Here is a 16,506-nt window from a genome sequence, read left to right on the forward strand (position 1 = left end):
TTAAGGCAACTGGGCAATAACCCGGGGTGCGCGCGCCCACGCCGTGGGAAACTCCGCCCCGTGTTTTCCCTTGATCCGTCGCATGAACGACGGTCGCGATGGCGGGCACACTCCTACAGTGCCCGCTGTCCCCTTTGCCCCGCCCCATGACCGCCGCTGTTGATTCCCTGCCGCCCCTGCCGGCCCGTTCCGCCCGCGCCGATGCGCTGGAACTGCTGGCCTCGATGCGCTTCGCGATCGCGCTGCTGACGGTGATCTGCATCGCCTCGGCCATCGGCACGGTGCTGCAGCAAGGCCAGCCCCTGGTCAGCTACGTGGATGCCTTCGGGCCGTACTGGGCCGAGGTGTTCGGCGCGCTGGGGCTGTTCCACATCTACAGCTCGCCGTGGTTCCTGGTGATCCTGGCCTTCCTGGTGGTGTCGACCAGCCTGTGCATCGCGCGCAATGTGCCCAAGATCCTGGCCGACCTGCGCACCTACAAGGAAGGCGTGCGCGTGAAGGCGCTGGACGCCTTCCACCACAAGGCGCATGGCGCGGTCGAAGGTGAGCCCGCCGCTGTGCGGGATCAGGTGCTGGCGCTGCTGGCCGGCCTGGGCTGGCAGGTCAAGACGCAGGACCGCCTGGGCGGCACGGGCGCCGGTGATGTGCCCGGCACCATGATCGCGGCGCGTCAGGGGCGGGCCAACAAGCTGGGCTACATCGCCGCGCACTCGGCCATCGTGCTGGTGTGCCTGGGTGGCCTGTTCGATGGCGAGATGGTCACCAAGACCCAGGCCTGGTGGCAGGGCCTGGAGCCCTTCAAGAGCGGCAACCCCGGCCCGCGCAACAGCCTGGGCGTGGACAACCCGGCCTACCGGGCGCAGTTGTTCGTGCCTGAAGGCCAGCGCTCGGGTGCGGCCGTGCTGAACCTGGAGCAGGGCATGCTGGTGCAGCCGCTGCCCTTCGAGGTGGAGCTGCGCAAGTTCATCGTCGAGTACTACGACACCGGCATGCCCAAGCGCTTCGCCAGCGAGATCGTGGTGCATGACCCTCGCGACAAGTCCGTGCACGCGGCCACGGTGGAGGTCAACAAGCCCTTCGTCTACGACGGCGTCACGATTTTCCAGTCCAGCTTCGAGGATGGCGGCTCCAGCGTGGAGCTCAAGCCCTATCCGCTGTATGGCCAGCGCGTGCAGGCCAGCGAGCTGTTCAAGGGCACCGTGGGCGGCGGCTCCCTGGCCGTGCCGCCTTCGCTCAGTCCGCGCGAATCGCTGAGTGTGGAGGTCACGGGCCTGCGGCCGATCAATGTGGAAGACCTGGCCCAGGCCGATGGCGCCCGCAGCGACGAGCCCGCCACAGCGGGCGGCGGATCGACCGATGCGCGTGGCGTGAACTTCCAGGAGCTCGGGCGCCAGTTGGGCTCGGACCACAAGAGCGCGGCCGACCGAAAGCTGACCAACATCGGCCCCTCCGTGACCTACAAGCTGCGCGATGCCGCCGGCCAGGCGCGTGAGTACCAGAACTACATGGTTCCTGTGAACATCGGTGGCCAGCCGCTGTTCCTGCTGGGTGTGCGCAGTGCACCGTCGGAGCCCTTCCGCTTCCTGCGCGTGCCCGCCGATGACCAGATGCAGCTGACCGGCTGGCTGCGCCTGCGCGAGGCCCTGGCCGACCCGGCCATGCGCCAGCAGGCCGTGCAGCGCTTTTCCACGCGCGGCGTGCCCCAGGGCGAGCGCAGCGAGCTGGTGGACCAGCTGGCGCTGTCCTCGCAGCGGGTGCTGGAGCTGTATGCCGGCGTGCACAACGTGGTAGACCCGGCCCGTGCCGATGGTGCGCCGCCGCCCGAGCCCACCGCAGGCTTTCAGGCCCTGTCGGATTTTGTGGAGAAGGCCGTGCCCGAGCCCGAACGCGAGCGTGCGTCGGCCACCCTGATCCGCATCCTCAACGGCACCTTGTTCGAGCTGCTCAACGTGGTGCGCGAGCACGATGGGCTCAAGCCCCTGTCGCCCGACGAGCCAGCCACCTCGGCCTTCATGACGCAGGCGGTGCTGTCGCTGTCGGATGCGAACGCCTACCCGGCGCCGTTCATCCTGCTGCCCTCGAGCTTCGAGCACCGCCAGGCCAGCGTGTTCCAGGTCACGCGCACCCCGGGCCGCAACGTGGTCTACCTGGGCTGTGTCTTGCTGATCGTGGGCGTGTTCTCCATGCTGTATGTGCGCGAGCGCCGCGTGTGGGTCTGGGTGCGGGCCGATGAGGCCCAGCCCGGCCAGACCGCGCTCACGCTGGCGCTGTCGTCCACCCGGCAGACCCTGGACACCGATGCCGAGTTCGAGCGCCTGAGGCAGACTTTGCTGCCCGCGGCCCAGCCTTCCACGCCGTCCCCGGCCGATCACCGCGAGGTCATCTGACATGACAACGACCGCCCACCGCCTGCCCGCCGCGCCCGCCCCCACGCGGCGCACCGCCTTCGACTGGGTCTTTGCCGCCCTGGTGCTGCTGGGGGCTGTCTGGGGATTCCAGCGCTATGGCGCCTCGATGGACGTCTACGAGAAGGGCATCGCGGCCTGTGCGGTGCCGGCGGCCATCGCGCTGGGCTGGTTCTGGGCGCCGCTGCGCCCCCTGATGCTGCTGGTGGCGCTGACCTCGGGCGCGGCCATGGCGCTGTACCTGCGGGCCACAGATGATTTCGGCGTCGACCTGGCCCAGGGCGAGCAGGTGTTCTGGCTCAAGTACATGCTGTCCAGCCAGAGCGCCATTTTGTGGATGAGCCTGCTGTTGTTCATGAGCACGGCCTTCTACTGGTCCGGCCTGGTGCTGCGCCGCGACACGCCCACCTTGCTGGGCAGCAAGCTGGCCTGGGCCGGGGTGTTCATGGCCCTGGTGGGGACGCTGGTGCGCTGGTTCGAGAGCCACCAGATCGCACCCGACATCGGCCACATCCCGGTGAGCAACCTGTACGAGGTGTTCGTGCTGTTCTCGTGGATGACCACGCTGTTCTGGCTGTACTACGAAGACCGCTACCGCAAGGCCGGCCAGCCGCTGGGCGGCCTGGGTGCCTTCGTGATGCTGGTGGTCAGCGCGGCCGTGGGCTTCCTGCTCTGGTATGCGCTGACACGCAACGCCCATGAGATCCAGCCCCTGGTGCCTGCGCTGCAGAGCTGGTGGATGAAGATCCACGTGCCGGCCAACTTCGTGGGCTATGGCACCTTCGCCCTCGCGGCCATGGTGGCCCTGGCCTACCTGCTCAAGACCGCCACGCCGCGCGCGCTGTGGGTGGGCCTGGTGGGCGTGCCGGGCGTGCTGATCGCGCTGCCGCTGCTGGGCTTTGCGCTGCTGGGCGATCTGCAGCCCGACACCTTCGGCGCGGTGGCCAAGAGCCTGCGCATGATCGGCGTGCTGCTGGCCTTCTTCATCGTGGTGATCGCCGCGCGCGGCTGGATCAACCCCCGCACGCCGAGCCCCGAGGTGGCCGACGACGTGATGTACAAGGCCATCGCCGTGGGCTTCGCCTTCTTCACCATCGCCACCATCCTGGGCGCCTTCTGGGCCGCCGAGGCCTGGGGCGGCTACTGGAGCTGGGACCCGAAAGAGACCTGGGCCCTGATCGTCTGGCTGAACTACGCCGCCTGGCTGCACATGCGCCTGATGAAAGGCCTGCGCGGCACCTTCGCGGCCTGGTGGTCGCTGGTGGGCCTGGTGGTGACCACCTTCGCCTTCCTGGGCGTGAACATGTTCCTGTCGGGCCTGCACAGCTACGGGCAGCTCTGAGGTGTGCCAGCCTTGAACGACCTCGCCCCTTCATCCTGGATCACGCCTGAAGTGCGCGCCCTGCTGCGCAAGGACCCGTGGTTCGGCAGCCTGCCGCCCGAGCTGGAAACCGCCTTGCTGCAACTGGCCACGCCGCGCCGCCTGCGTTCGGGCGAGGCCCTGTTCCTGCGCGGCAGCCCACCTGACGGGCTGTACGCGGTGCTGGAAGGCTCGCTGCGCATCTCGGGCGTGACCGAGGCCGGCAAGGAAGCCATCCTGGCCATGGCCGAGCCGCCCAGCTGGATCGGCGAGATCGCGCTGTTCGACAACCTGCCGCGCACGCACAACGTGGTGGCCGAAGGCGCCACGCGCCTGCTGCACGTGCCGCTGGCCAGCCTGCACGAGCTGCTGGCGCGGGTGCCGCTGTTCTGGCGCGAGTTCGGCGTGTTGATGGCGCTCAAGCTGCGCCTGGCCTTCATCGGCATGGAAGACCTGGCGCTGCTGCCCGCCGAGGGCCGCCTGGCGCGGCGCCTGCTGCTGCTGGCGCAGACCTCGACGCTGACGCATGAAGGGCCCTGCGTGGTGCCCATCAGCCAGTCGCAGCTGGGTATGATGCTGTCGCTGTCGCGCCAGACCACCAACCAGGTGCTGCAGGGCTTGCAGGACCAGGGCGTGCTGCAGGTGGCCTACGGCCGCATCGAGGTGCTGGACATGGACAAGCTGATGAGCGTGGCCGGCCTGTCGAGCACCGAAAAGCGCATCCTGGGGCAGATGCAACCCGTGGCGCGTTCCTGACGGCTGCTGCGCGCACCCACGGGTCCACCCTCTGAGGTGTTTCCCTGGTCTGTCGGGCGGCCGACAGCTTCGGTTCAGGGCAAAACGGATCATGCGAGCACGCCGGCAGACACGACCGGCGCGTCCGCAGGAGACCGCCCATGACCACCATCCCCCTGGCCACCCCCGCCAGACACCTTCCCCGCCTGGGGCTGCTCGCCCTGGCCGTCCAGGCCCTGTGCGCGCACGCCGCGCCCAACTTCCCCGACCAGGAGGTGGTCTGCAGCTTCAATGGGGCGCGCGAGCAGCAGCGCGCCGCCTCGGCGCAGAACTTCGCGCAGCCGGTGGTGCAGCAGATGCTGGTCAACGGTGCGCTGGTGTGGACGGCCGGCAGCAACGCCACACCCACGCTCAAGCCGGGCGACACCGTCACGCTCAAGGGCAGCGGCTTCGGCGCGGGCACCGACATCGACTTCAGCAAGATCATGGTCGGCAACAGCCGCGTGCTGGAGACCGACCTCACCATGTACGAGCAGAAGCTCGACATCCTGGCCAGCGCCAACTACGAGACCGGCAAGGTGACCAGCCAGTGGCCCAAGGACGTGCTGGCCTGGAGCGACAGCCAGGTCGAGTTCCGCGTGCCGGCGCATGCCAGCAAGGGGCCCTTGAAGCTGCAGGTGCAAAAGCGCACCGGCTACCACCTCTCGCTTCGCAAGCCCGGCCAGCCGCACAACGTGATCGACGCGCAGCTGCAGCGCCTGGAGGCGCCGGCCAACCCCAACTGCGACATCGTCTCGACCCTGACGGACGACACCCGCGCCATCGCGCCGATCAACGTCAACGTGAACAACGCCAGCTTTGCCGAAATGGTGAAGCTGGGCCGGCAGATCTTCTGGTCGTACGACTACGGCCTGGGCGTGGCCCACAAGTTCAAGAGCCTGGACTGGGACAAGATCTTCTCGGGCAAGGCCATCGACCCGTACACCCGCAAGGCGGCCGACCCGACCCTGCTGTTCGGTGCGCACAAGACGGTGGCCGGCCAGGTGCCCGATGAAGCCATCGCCGATGTGAGCTTCGATCCCTACCCGCAGGAGAGCCCCATCCCCGGCTTCCTGCTGGTCGACAAGCAGCTGACCGCCGGCAAGACCAGCAACAGCGGCTGGGTGGGCTACCGCTATGCCGAGTCATCGCACCCGCTGCTGGGCCGCGGCAAGTGGATCGGCTTCAACTGCGCCTCGTGCCATGGCTACAAGATCAGCTATGGCAAGGGATCGGGCAGCATCACCAAGGTGTTCCCGGGCCTGCCCAACCCGCTGTGGACACAGCGCTGGACGGTGCTGGGCGACAAGACCACGGACACCACCGCCACCTTCGCCTACATCGTCGACAACGAGCCGGGCCCGAGCTGGTCCACCGGCACCAAGAAGGTGGACAAGACGCCGCTGCTGTACCTGATGCCCGGCGGCGCCACCGAATCGACGCTCACGCGCAAGGCCGGCGAAGGCACGCAGTACGACAACGACTATGTGTTCGCGCCGATGGTGATCCCCAACGTCACCAACCACCTGCCGATCCGCCGCTCGCTGTCGCACACCGAGTCCTACGTGGGCTTCGAAGGCTCGTACGTGCATGCGCAGGAGCCCGAAGGCGCCATGGGCTCGATGGACCAGAAGTCGCTCAAGGCCCTCACGGCCTACATGTCGGTGCTGGACCAGGACGACGACGACCTGCGCAATGTGGGCCTGTTCCGCTGGCTCAAGGCCAACGGCAAGTTGTCGCAGACGGGCAGCAGCGCCACCACCGAAGGCGCCTTCGTGCAGAAGACCTGGCAGCAGTACCCGCGTGTGGCGGGCGCGGTGGCGCAGGGCAAGGCGGCCTTCGACCAGGCCTGCGCCTCGTGCCACTCGGACAAGCTGGGCGCGAACACCAACGAGAAGATGATGCCGCTCAGCGAAGTGGGCCGCTTCTTCGCGCCGTCGGATTTCCAGTACAAGCAGCAGTCGATCCGCGTGACCTTCCTGCGCAACCTGTACTGGGTGCAGTCGCGCGGCCTGCTGACCGATGGCCACGTGCGCAACCTGGAAGACCTGGTGAGCCCGGCGCGCTGCACCGAGGGCTCGGCCCTGTACAACCAGTACTACACGCTGCATGCGCCGGCGCGCCCCGCCTTGGGATCGCCAGACCAGCCGGCCGTGTTCCCGGACCTGAACCGCAAGGGCGATGTCTTCCGTGTCTACAAGGCCAAGAAGAAAAACATCTTCGACACCACCTCGGACGCACGCAACCTGTTCGTCGAGCGCCACAAGTACTTCGTGAGCGTGCCCTGGGACACCGGCCACTACTACTGGGACTACCAGAAGCTGCGCCGCGAGTTCGGGCCCGAGATCGGTGCACCCGGCCCCATCGGCCTGCCCGCCTCGCCCCATCCCTGGTGCGCGAAGTCATCGAACGACGTGTCGAATCTGGTCCAGTACTTGCTGACACTGTGAGCGTGTTTTCTCCTCAGGCGTTGCACGACGTTCTGTTCGCCGCCGGATGCCCTCCGGCGGCTTTTTCCATGGCGGCAAGCGGCATGGCATGGCGGGCACGAAAGGCGCGGCCATGAGGCGCCCCCTCTTTTGGGCGATGACGCTGGTGCCGTTGTTGGTGGCCATCGTGCTGGCATGGCGGGGCTGGGGCGGCGACGGCGATGCGGTGCCTGGCTCGCCCGTCGATCATGCCGCGTCCGGGCTGCAGGCCGCGACGCCCTCGGCGCCCGTCGTGATGCCGCCGCCCGTGGCCGACGCCGCCTCGGCCGTGTCACCCGCCGGGCTGATGGCCGACTACCGAGACAGCGGTGGCCGTTCCCATGCGAAGCATGCCGGCAAGCGGCTGGGCCTGCAGGGCACGGTGACCGCGGTGGAGACGGGTCAGGGCGGCCTGGTGATGCTCAGCCTGGACGCCGGCCCCGATCTGCCGCCCGCGCGGGCCGTGATGGCCGCCAGCGACACCGCCCGTGTCCGCGATTGGCAGGCGGGCAGGGCCGTGGTGCTCGATTGTGCGAACCAGGGCCTGCTGATGGGCGAGCCTTTGCTGGCAGACTGCAGGGCGGTGAAAGATTGAGTTCAGTTTCAATCCTTCTTTCGCTCACCGTTTGACGTAAAGGTTCTCATGCAAGCCGATGTCGCATCGACCATCCTGCTGCCGGCTGTGCTGGCATTCATCATGTTCTCGCTGGGCCTGGGGCTCACGGTGGCGGATTTCCGCCGCATCGTGCAGCAGCCCCGCGCGCTGCTGGTGGGCGTGCTCTGCCACTTCATCCTGCTGCCCCTGGTGTGCTTCGGCATGCTCAAGCTGACGGGACTGACGGGCGCCTTCGCCGTGGGTTTCATGATCCTGGCGGCCTGTCCCACGGGCAGCACCTCGAACCTGCTGACTTACCTGGCACGCGGTGACGTGGCGCTGGCGCTGAGCTTCACGGCCGTGGCCAGCGTGCTGACGATCTTCACCCTGCCTTTCATCGTGGCCTGGTCACTGGCGTACTTCAGCGGGGCCGCGCAGGCGGTCGATGTGCCTGTGGGCATGATGATGGTCCAGGTCTTCCTGATGATGGGCCTGCCGGTGGCGCTGGGCATGGCGCTGCGGGGCTGGCGCGAGTCGCTGGCCCTGCGCCTGGAGCCGCGCTTCACCAAGGTGGCCACGGTGCTGTTCGTGCTGGTGGTGATCGCGGCTATCTCGAAGAACTGGGATGTGGCCCGGACGGCCTTCCCCACGCTGGCCCCGCTGGCCCTGGGGCTCAACCTGACCATGCTCGCCTGCGGTTTCGCGGTGGCCTGGCTCTCGCGCCTGTCGCGACGCCAGAGCGTGACATTGGGCATCGAGACGGCGGTGCAGAACGCCACGCTGGCGCTGGTGATCGCCGGGACCGTGCTCAAGGATGGCAACATGGCCATCCCCGGCGCGGTCTATGGCATCGTGATGTACGTGGGCGGCCTGGCCTTCGCGCTGCTGATGCGTCGCTTCACCGCAGGGCGCTGATCCCGGGCACCCCTGGTTTCAAGTTCGCGCTCGGGCGGTCGATAGCTGGGATAGAGTCTGCCCACCACTCCTGCACACCTTCACACCATGCGCTACGTTCTGCGTGATGACGCCGGCAAGATCAGCAGCCTGCACCTCGAGCCGGTGCCGGGCGCCGAGGCCCTGCCGGTCGACCACCCCGAGGTGCGCGCCTTCGTGGCCGTGGTCGATGAGGAGCGCTCCTTCGCCGGGCTGGATGCCAACCTGGTGCGGGTGCTGGAAGACCTGATCGATGTGCTGATCGAGCGCAACGTGCTGCGCATCACCGACCTGCCGGCCGAAGCGCAGCAAAAGCTGTTCGACCGCAAGCACTTCCGCAGCCGGGTGCAGAAGAAGTCGCTGCAGTTGTTCGGCACGGAGTTCGGCGGATCACCGTCCCCGTCGGGCGGCGTGCTGCCGGACGTCGGCCTGCTGCCGCCGGACGACGGCATGCCCAAGCTCTGAACCCTCGACGCAGAACGTCTCCAGCGTGCGCATCAGCCGGCTTGCGTAGCGGCCTGATCGCCCTGGCTGGCGGCGATCGCCCGGCTGATCAGCCGGGCCTCGCGCGCGATTTCACGCAGCATGCCGGTGGGCGACACGTAGAAGCCGCACAGGTGCAGGCCCTCGGGCAGGCCTGGCTGCGGGCTGGGCACCTGCTTGTCGGGCAGCGGGATCTGTCCGTCTTCGAGCCAGTGGCCGACCTGCGACCTGTAGCCGGTGGCCAGCACCACCGCATCGAATGATTGGGCCCGTCCGTCGGTGAAGACGACGCCATCGGGTGTGAAGCGCTCGATGCCCGGGTGCACGCTGACCTGGCCGCGCTTGACCAGGTCGATGGTGCCGATGTCGATGAAGGGCACCTTGCCTTCCTGGCGCACCTGCGCGATCGGCCCCAGCCGTGGCTTGGGCAGGCCGTACCGTGTCAGGTCGCCCACCAGCAGGCGCGTGGCCGGCGCATTGAGCGCATCGGCCAGCCAGGCCGGCCATGAGCGCTGCAGGATGCCCATGGTGAGAAAGGGCGTGCCCATCACCTCGCGCGGGATCACGTTGACGGGGCTGCGCACGGCCAGGCTGGGCCGGGCCTGGTGCTCCCACAGGTCGATGGCGATCTCGCCGCCGGAGTTGCCCAGGCCGACCACCAGCACCGCCTTGCCGGCCCACCGGGCGCCGTTCTTGTACTCTGCGCTGTGCACGATCTCACCCTGGAAGGTGTGCTGGCCGGGCCAGTGCGGCCGGTGCGGATCGTGGTTCACGCCGGTGGCCAGCACCAGGTGGTGGGTGCTGTAGCGGGTGTCCTGCGTGTTGACCTCCCAGCAGGGCTGGCCGGCCTCGGTGCCTTCGCCGCTGAACACGCGCCGGGCGGACACCACCTGCTGCTGGAAGCGCGGTGCGATCTGGAAGTGCCGGGCGTAGTCCTGCAGGTAGTCGACCACCTGCTGGCGAGAAGGGTAGCGCGGGTAATCGGCCGGGAAGGGGCGGTAGGGCAGCTCCGAGTGGCCCTTGTCGGTGTGCAGGTGCAGGCGCTCGTAGTGGCGCATCCACGAATGGCCCACGTCGCCGGCCTGCTCCAGGATCTCGAAGGGCAGCCACAGGCGGCGCAGGCAGGCGGCCACGGCCAGGCCGGCCGGGCCGCTGCCCACGATCAGCGTGGGCGTGAACGGCGCCTGGCGCAGCGGGCCGGGTGCCGTGGCGTCGGAGGGCAGGGCGCTCATCGGGCCAGCACCTCCTGAGCCGCGCGCTCACCCGAGCGCACGGCGCCTTCCATGTAGCCCGTCCAGATGGTGGCGGTTTCGGTGCCGGCCCAGTGCACACGGCCTGTCGGTGGGCGCAGGGTGTGGCCGTAGGCGGTGAGCACGCCCGGCGGGAAATGGCCGGTGGGCCCGCCACCGCTGAAGTTCTCGGCCTGCCAGTTCATCTCCAGGTAGCCGGTGGGCGAGGCGGCCTTGGCGCCGAAGTAGGCGGTGAAGGCCTCGATCACCTTGCGCTTGCGCACGGCCGGCGTCATCAGGAGCGCCTCGCGCGCATCCTGCCCGTCGATGAAGCCCATCAGCGCACCGGGCGCGCCCGGCTCGGGCGGGGTGTTGTCGAAGGTGACGCGCGTGATGAAGTTGTCGCTGGTGACCTGGCCGTTGAGGCCGTCGTCGCGCCAGAAGGGGCGGTCGTACAGGCAATGCACTTTCCAGATCGAGCCCATGGGCACGCGCTGCGCCATCTGCAGGCGGGCCTGGGTGGGGCCGTCCAGCGGCGCCACGTTCAGGCGCGAAGCCATCCACGGCGACATGGCCACCACGGCGCGTTGGGCACGCACGCTGAAGCCGTTGCCCTCCACGGTGACACCGCCCGCATCCTGCGTGAGCGACTGCGCCTGGGCATTGAACAGCAAGCGCGACGTGCCGAGCTCGCGCGCCATGGCCAGCGCGATGGCCTGCGAGCCACCGACGATGCGGTCCTGCTGGCCGCCGCCCGTGGTGCTGAGCAGGGGCGTGAGGCCGCCACCGCTGTTCACGTAGAACAACAGATAGAGCAGCGAGATGTCCTGCGGCTCGGTCGACAGCAGCGAGAGCACGGCCAGGCGCAGCAGGTTCTTGGAATCCTTGATGAAGAGGTTGGCGTCGATCCAGGACTGCACGGTCTGCTTGTCCCATTCGGCGGCCTTGGCGGCCGTCCAGGGCGCATCGAGCGGCACCTGCTTGGCCATGGCGTCGATCTTGAGCATGGCCAGGCCCACTTCGCCTGCGGCCAGCAGGTTGTTGAGCGGCAGCACGCCGTCGTAAGTGCTGCGCCGGCCGTTGGCCCAGTTGACCAGCTTGCCGGTGGTGTAGGCCGTGTGGGTGCGCAGGCCCAGTTGCTGGACCAGTTCGTACATGCGGGTCTGGCCCGGGCCGATGAACTCGGCGCCGCCTTCGACCACGAAGCGGTCGTGAGGGGCGGGCAGCGCCTGGTTGAGGCAGCGGCCGCCCACGCGGTCGCGGGCTTCGAGCACCAGCACCTGGCGGCCGGCGGCCACCAGGGCGCGCGCGCAGGCCAGGCCCGAGTAGCCCCCGCCGATCACGACGACGTCGGTGTCGTGGTGGCCGCTGGCCGAGGGGCCCGTGGCGGCCTGGGCCGGTCGGTGCGTGGCCAGCAGGCCGGAAGCCGCGGTGGCGGCGGAAGCAGTCAAACCAGACAACAGGCGGCGGCGCGTCGTGCTCATGGGGGCTCCCTCCCGAGGTGTGGCGCCATGATGGCCTCAAGCAGGCCTTGCAAGTGTCTAGTGCCTGACAGTGCAGGGGTTTCCAGCACGGCCGTGCCCGTGCCGGAAAAAAAACGCCGGGACAGGCCCGGCGTTGAAAGGGCGTCAGTGCACGCCCGAGGAGACGCCGCACTAGGCGACGCATGAAACAAATGACGCAGAGGTGTGTGTGCGGTGACCCGTCCTGGGCAAGGTCATTGACCACCCTGCGAGACTTCAGGATGCACGAAGCTCCACGAAGTGATCACGAAAATAATCAGATGCGAAGAATTGTGACCTCACGGCGTATCAGATCGACCCTGGAAATCCCTTGAATGACGTTCAATTTGTTTCGTAAAACGCCGTTCATTTGTTGCGTGGCGCTGGTGGCAGCCCCTACGCTGGCGCAAACCGGGCCGGACATGGGCACGGCCGAGGCCTTGCCTGAGGTGGTCGTCAGCGCCACCCGCACACCCGAAGACCGGCGCGACGTGGCGGCTTCCGTGGACACGGTCGACGCCGTCACGCTGCGCCAGATGGGGCCGCAGATCAACCTGTCCGAGGCGCTGCAGCGCGTGCCGGGCCTGGGCGTGCTCAACCGCCAGAACTACGCGCAGGATCTGCAGATCTCCAGCCGGGGTTTCGGCGCGCGCTCCACCTTCGGGGTGCGCGGGGTGCGCCTGTATGCCGACGGCATCCCTGCCACGATGCCGGATGGGCAGGGTCAGAGCGCTTCGTTCGACCTGGGCTCGGCCGAACGCATCGAGGTGCTGCGCGGCCCGGCCTCGGCGCTCTATGGCAACGCGGCCGGCGGCGTGGTGCAGGTGTTCACCGAGGACGGGCCGCCTTCGCCGGAACTGTCGCTCGGCCTGGCCATCGGGCCGGACGGACTGCGGCGCCAGCAGCTCAAGCTGGGCGGGCAAAGCGGGGCGGTCAACTACCTGGTCAATTTCAGCCACTTCGAGACCGACGGCTGGCGCCAGCACAGCGCCGCCCAGCGCGACCAGTTCAACACCAAGCTGCGCTGGCAGTTGCCTGATCGGGCCACGCTCACCCTGGTCGGCGGCTACCTCAACATGCCCGGGGTGCAGGATCCGCTGGGCCTAACGAGGGCGCAACTGGCCGCCGATCCCAGACAGAGCGATGCCAATGCCCTGCGCTACAACACCCGCAAGGACATCGAAAACGGGCAACTGGGCCTGGTCTACGAGCGCCCGGTGGGCGATGACGACAGCCTGCGCCTGATGGCCTATGGCGGCAGCCGCCAGGTGCGGCAGTTCCAGTCCATTCCTGCGGGTGTTCAGTCGGCCGCCACGCACCCCGGCGGCATCATCGATTTCAGCCGCGACTACCAGGGCCTCGACGCCCGCTACACCTGGCGCACACGCCTGGCCGAGCGGCCTTTCACGCTGACCGGCGGCGCCAGCCTGGACGAGGTGACCGAGCAGCGCCAGGGCTACCAGAACTTCATCGGCAGCACGCTGGGCGTGGTGGGCGCCCTGCGCCGCGACGAGCGCAACCGTGCGCGCAACAGCGATCAGTACCTGCAGGCCGACTGGGCCGTGGCCGAGCGATGGTCGGTGGGCGCGGGCCTGCGCCACAGCCGCGTGCGCTTCAGCTCGCGTGACCAGTACATCGTGCCAGGCAACGGTGATGACAGCGGCGCGATGCGATTCCAGGCGACGACCCCGCTGGCTTCGGTGATGTTCAAGCCTTCCGACGCACTGCACCTGTATGCCAGCGCCAGCCGCAGCTTCGAGACGCCCACACTCAACGAAGTGGCCTACCGCCGCAATGCGGGCACCGAGCCCGGCTGGAACCTAGGGCTGAAAGCCAGCCGTGCCCGGCACCTGGAGGTCGGGCTCAAGAGCCGGCCCCTGCCGCGCGCCACGCTGGATGTGGCCGTGTTCAGCATCCACACCGATGACGAGATCGCCGTGGACAGCAACCAGGGCGGGCGTTCAACCTTCAAGAATGTGGGGCGGACCCAGCGCGAGGGGGTTGAAGCCTCGTCCCGCTGGACGCTCAACCGCGCCTGGAGTGCCTACAGTGCGCTCACCCTCAACCGTGCGCGCTACCAGGATGCCTTCAACACGGTGGCCGCTGGCAACACGCTGCCGGGGGTTCCCAGCCGCACGGCCTATGCTGAACTGGCCTGGCGCCCTGCATCGACCGGCTGGCAGGGCGCGCTGGAGCTTCGCCACAGCGGCCGCCTGTGGGCCAACGATGTCAATGACGAGTACGCCCCCGCCTACACCGTGTGGGCGCTGCGCGGCGGCTGGCGCCAGGTATGGGGCCAGGGTGACCAGGCCTGGCGGCTGGACACGCTGGCCCGCATCGACAACCTGCGCGACACCCGCCATGTGGGCTCGGTCATCGTCAACGAGGGCAACCGCCGCTACTACGAGGCGGCGCCAGGGCGCACGTTGATGGTGTCTGCCACGTTGACGCGGGCTTTTTGATCCTGCCCAGCGATGTCAGCGGTGTGGCATCGCAGAGATGCCCCCGTCGGCAACAGGCTGAAACAAACCGTTCAGTATGGCTCCCTATAATGATAATAATTATCATTCAATATGGGGCCTGGCGGCGCTGTCCGGGCCCTGAAAGGAGCGGCAGATGCTTACTCTGAACGAGCAGCAGGGGCTGGATCTCGGTGCCCTGTTCGTCACGCAGCGGTCCCAGCTCAAGGCTGCGGCGCTCAAGATCCTGGGCAATGGTCAGCGCGCCGAAGATGTGGTGCAGGACGCCTACCTCAAGCTGGTCGAGTCACCGGTGGCGGCCGAGGTGCGCCAGCCCGTGGCCTATCTGTTCCAGATGGTGCGCAACCTGGCCATCGACCGGCACCGCCGCACCGCGCTCGAAACGCAGGTCTTTGCGGCAGAAGAAGACGGTGCGCATGTGCCCCACCAGAACGGCAGCCCCGAGATGCAGGCCATGCACCGGCAGCAGTTGCGCCTGGTGGCCCATGCGTTGTCGACACTGCCCGAGCGCACGCGCCGTGCCTTCGAACTCTATCGCCTGGGCGGACTCACGCAGCGCGAGGTGGCCGATGAGCTTGGCATCTCGACCACCTTGGTGAACTTCATGATCCGCGATGCCATGACCTGCTGCCGGGACGCGCTCGGCCAGAGCTGATGCGGGTGGCGGCTGGTGGCGGTCTTGGCCGCGACCTCTTTTCCCATGCGGGCAGGCGCGGGTGCGCTTGTCGCCGCGGGATCCCTAGAATCGGAGCACCGGATCATTCCTGATGAATGCCCGGCGACCTCGGCCGTCCTTGTCCACAGGAACGGCCTGTTCCGATCGGAAGGGACCATGACGGGATCTGGACAAGACAACGGCGCCGGCGAGGGCGCACAGAATACGCCGAAGGACGATGCCGTGTGGCAGATCGCGCTCGACTGGGTGATGCGCCAGCACGAGCAGCCGCTGGACGCTGATGGCGTGGCAGACCTGCGGACCTGGCTCGATGCCGCATCTGCGCACCGCGAGGCCTACGAGCAGGCCTTGCAGGTCTGGCGCCTCACGGGAGCGAAGCCGTCCTCGGCCGACTGAGCCAGCGCGCGGGCCAAGGCATTCGCCACTAAATTCTCGCGGCCTCCATTCGTCAATGGTGCATACCGGCGGACGGCCGGGGTTGTCTCGACCCTGGCGTCCACCGACTCCATCCGTACGAGGGCGCCGCCATGACAAGTTGTTTCGACCGCGAAGACACGATCTTCCGCGTACTGGTCAACCATGAAGAGCAGTATTCGCTGTGGCCTGAATGGAAGGCCATCCCCGCGGGCTGGCGCGACACTGGTGTGCAGGGCGACAAGGCCACCTGTGTGGCCCACGTGGACCAGGTCTGGACCGACATGCGCCCCTTGTCGCTGCGTCGCTTCATGGACGAGCAGGCTGCGGTCGAGGCGCGCTGATGCCGGCCCCCGTCTCGCTGCTGTGCCTGCCCTGCGCAGGTGGCAGCGCCACCATGTACCTGCGCTGGAAGCGCCTGGTGCCCGCCTGGCTGCGCATCGTGCCGGTCGAGCTGCCAGGGCGTGGCGCGCGCCTTGACGAGCCGTGCGAAGCCGCCTTTGACACCCTGGTGGCGCGCCTGTGCGACGAGCTTCAGGCCGAACTGGCCGGCCCGCATGCGCTGTTCGGCCACAGCATGGGCGGCTTGCTGGCCCATGGCATCGCGCGGCGCCAACGCCACCTGATTCGGCGTCTGCCCGAGGCCTTGTTCGTCTCGGCCAGTCCCGCGCCGGCCTGTCGCGATCCAGGCCGTTTTGCCGGCCGCCATGATGACGCCTGGCTCGAAAGCGATCTGCGCCGCCAGGGCGGGACGCCCGAAGAAGTGCTGGCCGATGCCGAACTGCGGCGCCTGACGCTGAACGTGTTGCGCGCCGACTATGGTGTCTGCGAGAGCTTCAGCCACCGTCCGCAGGATCCGCCGCTGGAGGTGCCCCTGCACGCTTTCGGCGGACGCGATGACGAGATAGGCGCGCAGCGCCTGACGCCCTGGCGCGACGAGACGCTCGGCCCCTTCGCCCTGCACTGGTTCGATGGCGGTCACTTCTTCATCCGCCAGCACGAGGCTCTGGTGCTGGACATCGTCGCGCGAACGCTGTCGGCCGGGCCGGCCAGCACCGCGCCCGAGCCGGTGGCCGCCTGATGCAGCGCACCTGATCCCCGCGGCGGCTTGCCGCCCACCCCCACCTCCCAACCACACCACCGCGTGTCCATCGTTGCCTCGGGCGACATGGCCGCCGGCACGAGGA

At 68.3% G+C, this 16,506-nt stretch carries 14 protein-coding genes; 12 read left to right on the top strand and 2 right to left on the bottom strand.

Annotated elements, in window-relative coordinates:
• Window positions 1–146: 146 nt before the first annotated feature.
• The 7 genes from EIP75_RS07845 to EIP75_RS07875 all read left to right on the top strand — a co-directional run bounded on the left by EIP75_RS07845 (window position 147) and on the right by EIP75_RS07875 (window position 9,000).
• Entirely contained in the window at window positions 147–2,387 is a 2,241-nt protein-coding gene (locus EIP75_RS07845) for a cytochrome c biogenesis protein ResB (protein WP_233584742.1), read from the top strand.
• A gap of 1 nt (window position 2,388) precedes the next feature.
• Window positions 2,389–3,747, top strand: a complete 1,359-nt coding sequence (gene ccsB, locus EIP75_RS07850; RefSeq protein ID WP_125242696.1) for a c-type cytochrome biogenesis protein CcsB — start codon at window positions 2,389–2,391, stop codon at window positions 3,745–3,747.
• A 12-nt stretch (window positions 3,748–3,759) separates the two neighbouring features.
• Window positions 3,760–4,521 (top strand): Crp/Fnr family transcriptional regulator, encoded by a 762-nt coding sequence (locus tag EIP75_RS07855; protein ID WP_233584743.1) that lies wholly within the window; start codon window positions 3,760–3,762, stop codon window positions 4,519–4,521.
• Between the two features lie 140 nt (window positions 4,522–4,661).
• On the top strand, window positions 4,662–6,989 hold the full coding sequence (locus EIP75_RS07860; protein WP_125242697.1) for a hypothetical protein: 2,328 nt from the start codon (window positions 4,662–4,664) through the stop codon (window positions 6,987–6,989).
• Window positions 6,990–7,101: 112 nt separating this feature from the next.
• On the top strand, window positions 7,102–7,602 hold the full coding sequence (locus EIP75_RS07865) for an OB-fold protein (RefSeq protein ID WP_158622775.1): 501 nt from the start codon (window positions 7,102–7,104) through the stop codon (window positions 7,600–7,602).
• Window positions 7,603–7,650: 48 nt separating this feature from the next.
• Window positions 7,651–8,517 (top strand): bile acid:sodium symporter family protein, encoded by an 867-nt coding sequence (locus EIP75_RS07870; protein WP_125242699.1) that lies wholly within the window; start codon window positions 7,651–7,653, stop codon window positions 8,515–8,517.
• 87 nt (window positions 8,518–8,604) lie between these two features.
• A complete protein-coding gene (locus EIP75_RS07875) occupies window positions 8,605–9,000 on the top strand; it encodes a hypothetical protein (RefSeq protein WP_125242700.1) in 396 nt (131 codons plus the stop codon).
• A gap of 32 nt (window positions 9,001–9,032) precedes the next feature.
• Here the strand turns inward: EIP75_RS07875 and EIP75_RS07880 are convergent, their stop codons facing one another.
• Entirely contained in the window at window positions 9,033–10,250 is a 1,218-nt protein-coding gene (locus tag EIP75_RS07880; RefSeq protein WP_125242701.1) for a flavin-containing monooxygenase, read from the bottom strand.
• Window positions 10,247–11,731, bottom strand: a complete 1,485-nt coding sequence (locus EIP75_RS07885) for a flavin monoamine oxidase family protein (RefSeq protein ID WP_125242702.1) — start codon at window positions 11,729–11,731, stop codon at window positions 10,247–10,249. Before EIP75_RS07885 ends, EIP75_RS07880 begins: the two co-directional genes overlap by 4 nt.
• Before the next feature lie 353 nt (window positions 11,732–12,084).
• On the opposite strand from EIP75_RS07885, the gene EIP75_RS07890 reads away from it, so the two are divergent.
• From EIP75_RS07890 to EIP75_RS07910, 5 genes are all read left to right on the top strand, one after another.
• Window positions 12,085–14,211, top strand: coding sequence for a TonB-dependent receptor family protein (locus EIP75_RS07890; RefSeq protein WP_125242703.1), 2,127 nt, complete (start codon window positions 12,085–12,087; stop codon window positions 14,209–14,211).
• 154 nt (window positions 14,212–14,365) lie between these two features.
• Entirely contained in the window at window positions 14,366–14,884 is a 519-nt protein-coding gene (locus EIP75_RS07895; protein WP_125242704.1) for an RNA polymerase factor sigma-70, read from the top strand.
• Window positions 14,885–15,061: 177 nt separating this feature from the next.
• Window positions 15,062–15,301 (top strand): FecR/PupR family sigma factor regulator, encoded by a 240-nt coding sequence (locus EIP75_RS07900; RefSeq protein ID WP_125242705.1) that lies wholly within the window; start codon window positions 15,062–15,064, stop codon window positions 15,299–15,301.
• A 131-nt stretch (window positions 15,302–15,432) separates the two neighbouring features.
• Entirely contained in the window at window positions 15,433–15,663 is a 231-nt protein-coding gene (locus EIP75_RS07905) for an MbtH family protein (protein ID WP_125242706.1), read from the top strand.
• On the top strand, window positions 15,663–16,400 hold the full coding sequence (locus EIP75_RS07910) for a thioesterase II family protein (RefSeq protein WP_125242707.1): 738 nt from the start codon (window positions 15,663–15,665) through the stop codon (window positions 16,398–16,400). Before EIP75_RS07905 ends, EIP75_RS07910 begins: the two co-directional genes overlap by 1 nt.
• Window positions 16,401–16,506 lie beyond the last annotated feature (106 nt).

Origin of the sequence: Aquabacterium soli, from assembly GCF_003933735.1 — a bacterium.
GTDB lineage: Bacteria > Pseudomonadota > Gammaproteobacteria > Burkholderiales > Burkholderiaceae_C > Aquabacterium > Aquabacterium soli.

Bases quoted from the DNA above. Each gene is read 5' to 3' on its own strand.
- EIP75_RS07905 (WP_125242706.1), top strand. From the start codon at position 15,433: ATGACAAGTTGTTTCGACCGCGAAGACACGATCTTCCGCGTACTGGTC.
- EIP75_RS07900 (WP_125242705.1), top strand. From the start codon at position 15,062: ATGACGGGATCTGGACAAGACAACGGCGCCGGCGAGGGCGCACAGAAT.
- EIP75_RS07910 (WP_125242707.1), top strand. From the start codon at position 15,663: ATGCCGGCCCCCGTCTCGCTGCTGTGCCTGCCCTGCGCAGGTGGCAGC.
- EIP75_RS07875 (WP_125242700.1), top strand. From the start codon at position 8,605: ATGCGCTACGTTCTGCGTGATGACGCCGGCAAGATCAGCAGCCTGCAC.
- EIP75_RS07880 (WP_125242701.1), bottom strand. From the start codon at position 10,250: ATGAGCGCCCTGCCCTCCGACGCCACGGCACCCGGCCCGCTGCGCCAG.
- EIP75_RS07845 (WP_233584742.1), top strand. From the start codon at position 147: ATGACCGCCGCTGTTGATTCCCTGCCGCCCCTGCCGGCCCGTTCCGCC.
- ccsB (WP_125242696.1), top strand. From the start codon at position 2,389: ATGACAACGACCGCCCACCGCCTGCCCGCCGCGCCCGCCCCCACGCGG.
- EIP75_RS07895 (WP_125242704.1), top strand. From the start codon at position 14,366: ATGCTTACTCTGAACGAGCAGCAGGGGCTGGATCTCGGTGCCCTGTTC.
- EIP75_RS07885 (WP_125242702.1), bottom strand. From the start codon at position 11,731: ATGAGCACGACGCGCCGCCGCCTGTTGTCTGGTTTGACTGCTTCCGCC.
- EIP75_RS07890 (WP_125242703.1), top strand. From the start codon at position 12,085: ATGACGTTCAATTTGTTTCGTAAAACGCCGTTCATTTGTTGCGTGGCG.
- EIP75_RS07860 (WP_125242697.1), top strand. From the start codon at position 4,662: ATGACCACCATCCCCCTGGCCACCCCCGCCAGACACCTTCCCCGCCTG.
- EIP75_RS07870 (WP_125242699.1), top strand. From the start codon at position 7,651: ATGCAAGCCGATGTCGCATCGACCATCCTGCTGCCGGCTGTGCTGGCA.
- EIP75_RS07865 (WP_158622775.1), top strand. From the start codon at position 7,102: ATGAGGCGCCCCCTCTTTTGGGCGATGACGCTGGTGCCGTTGTTGGTG.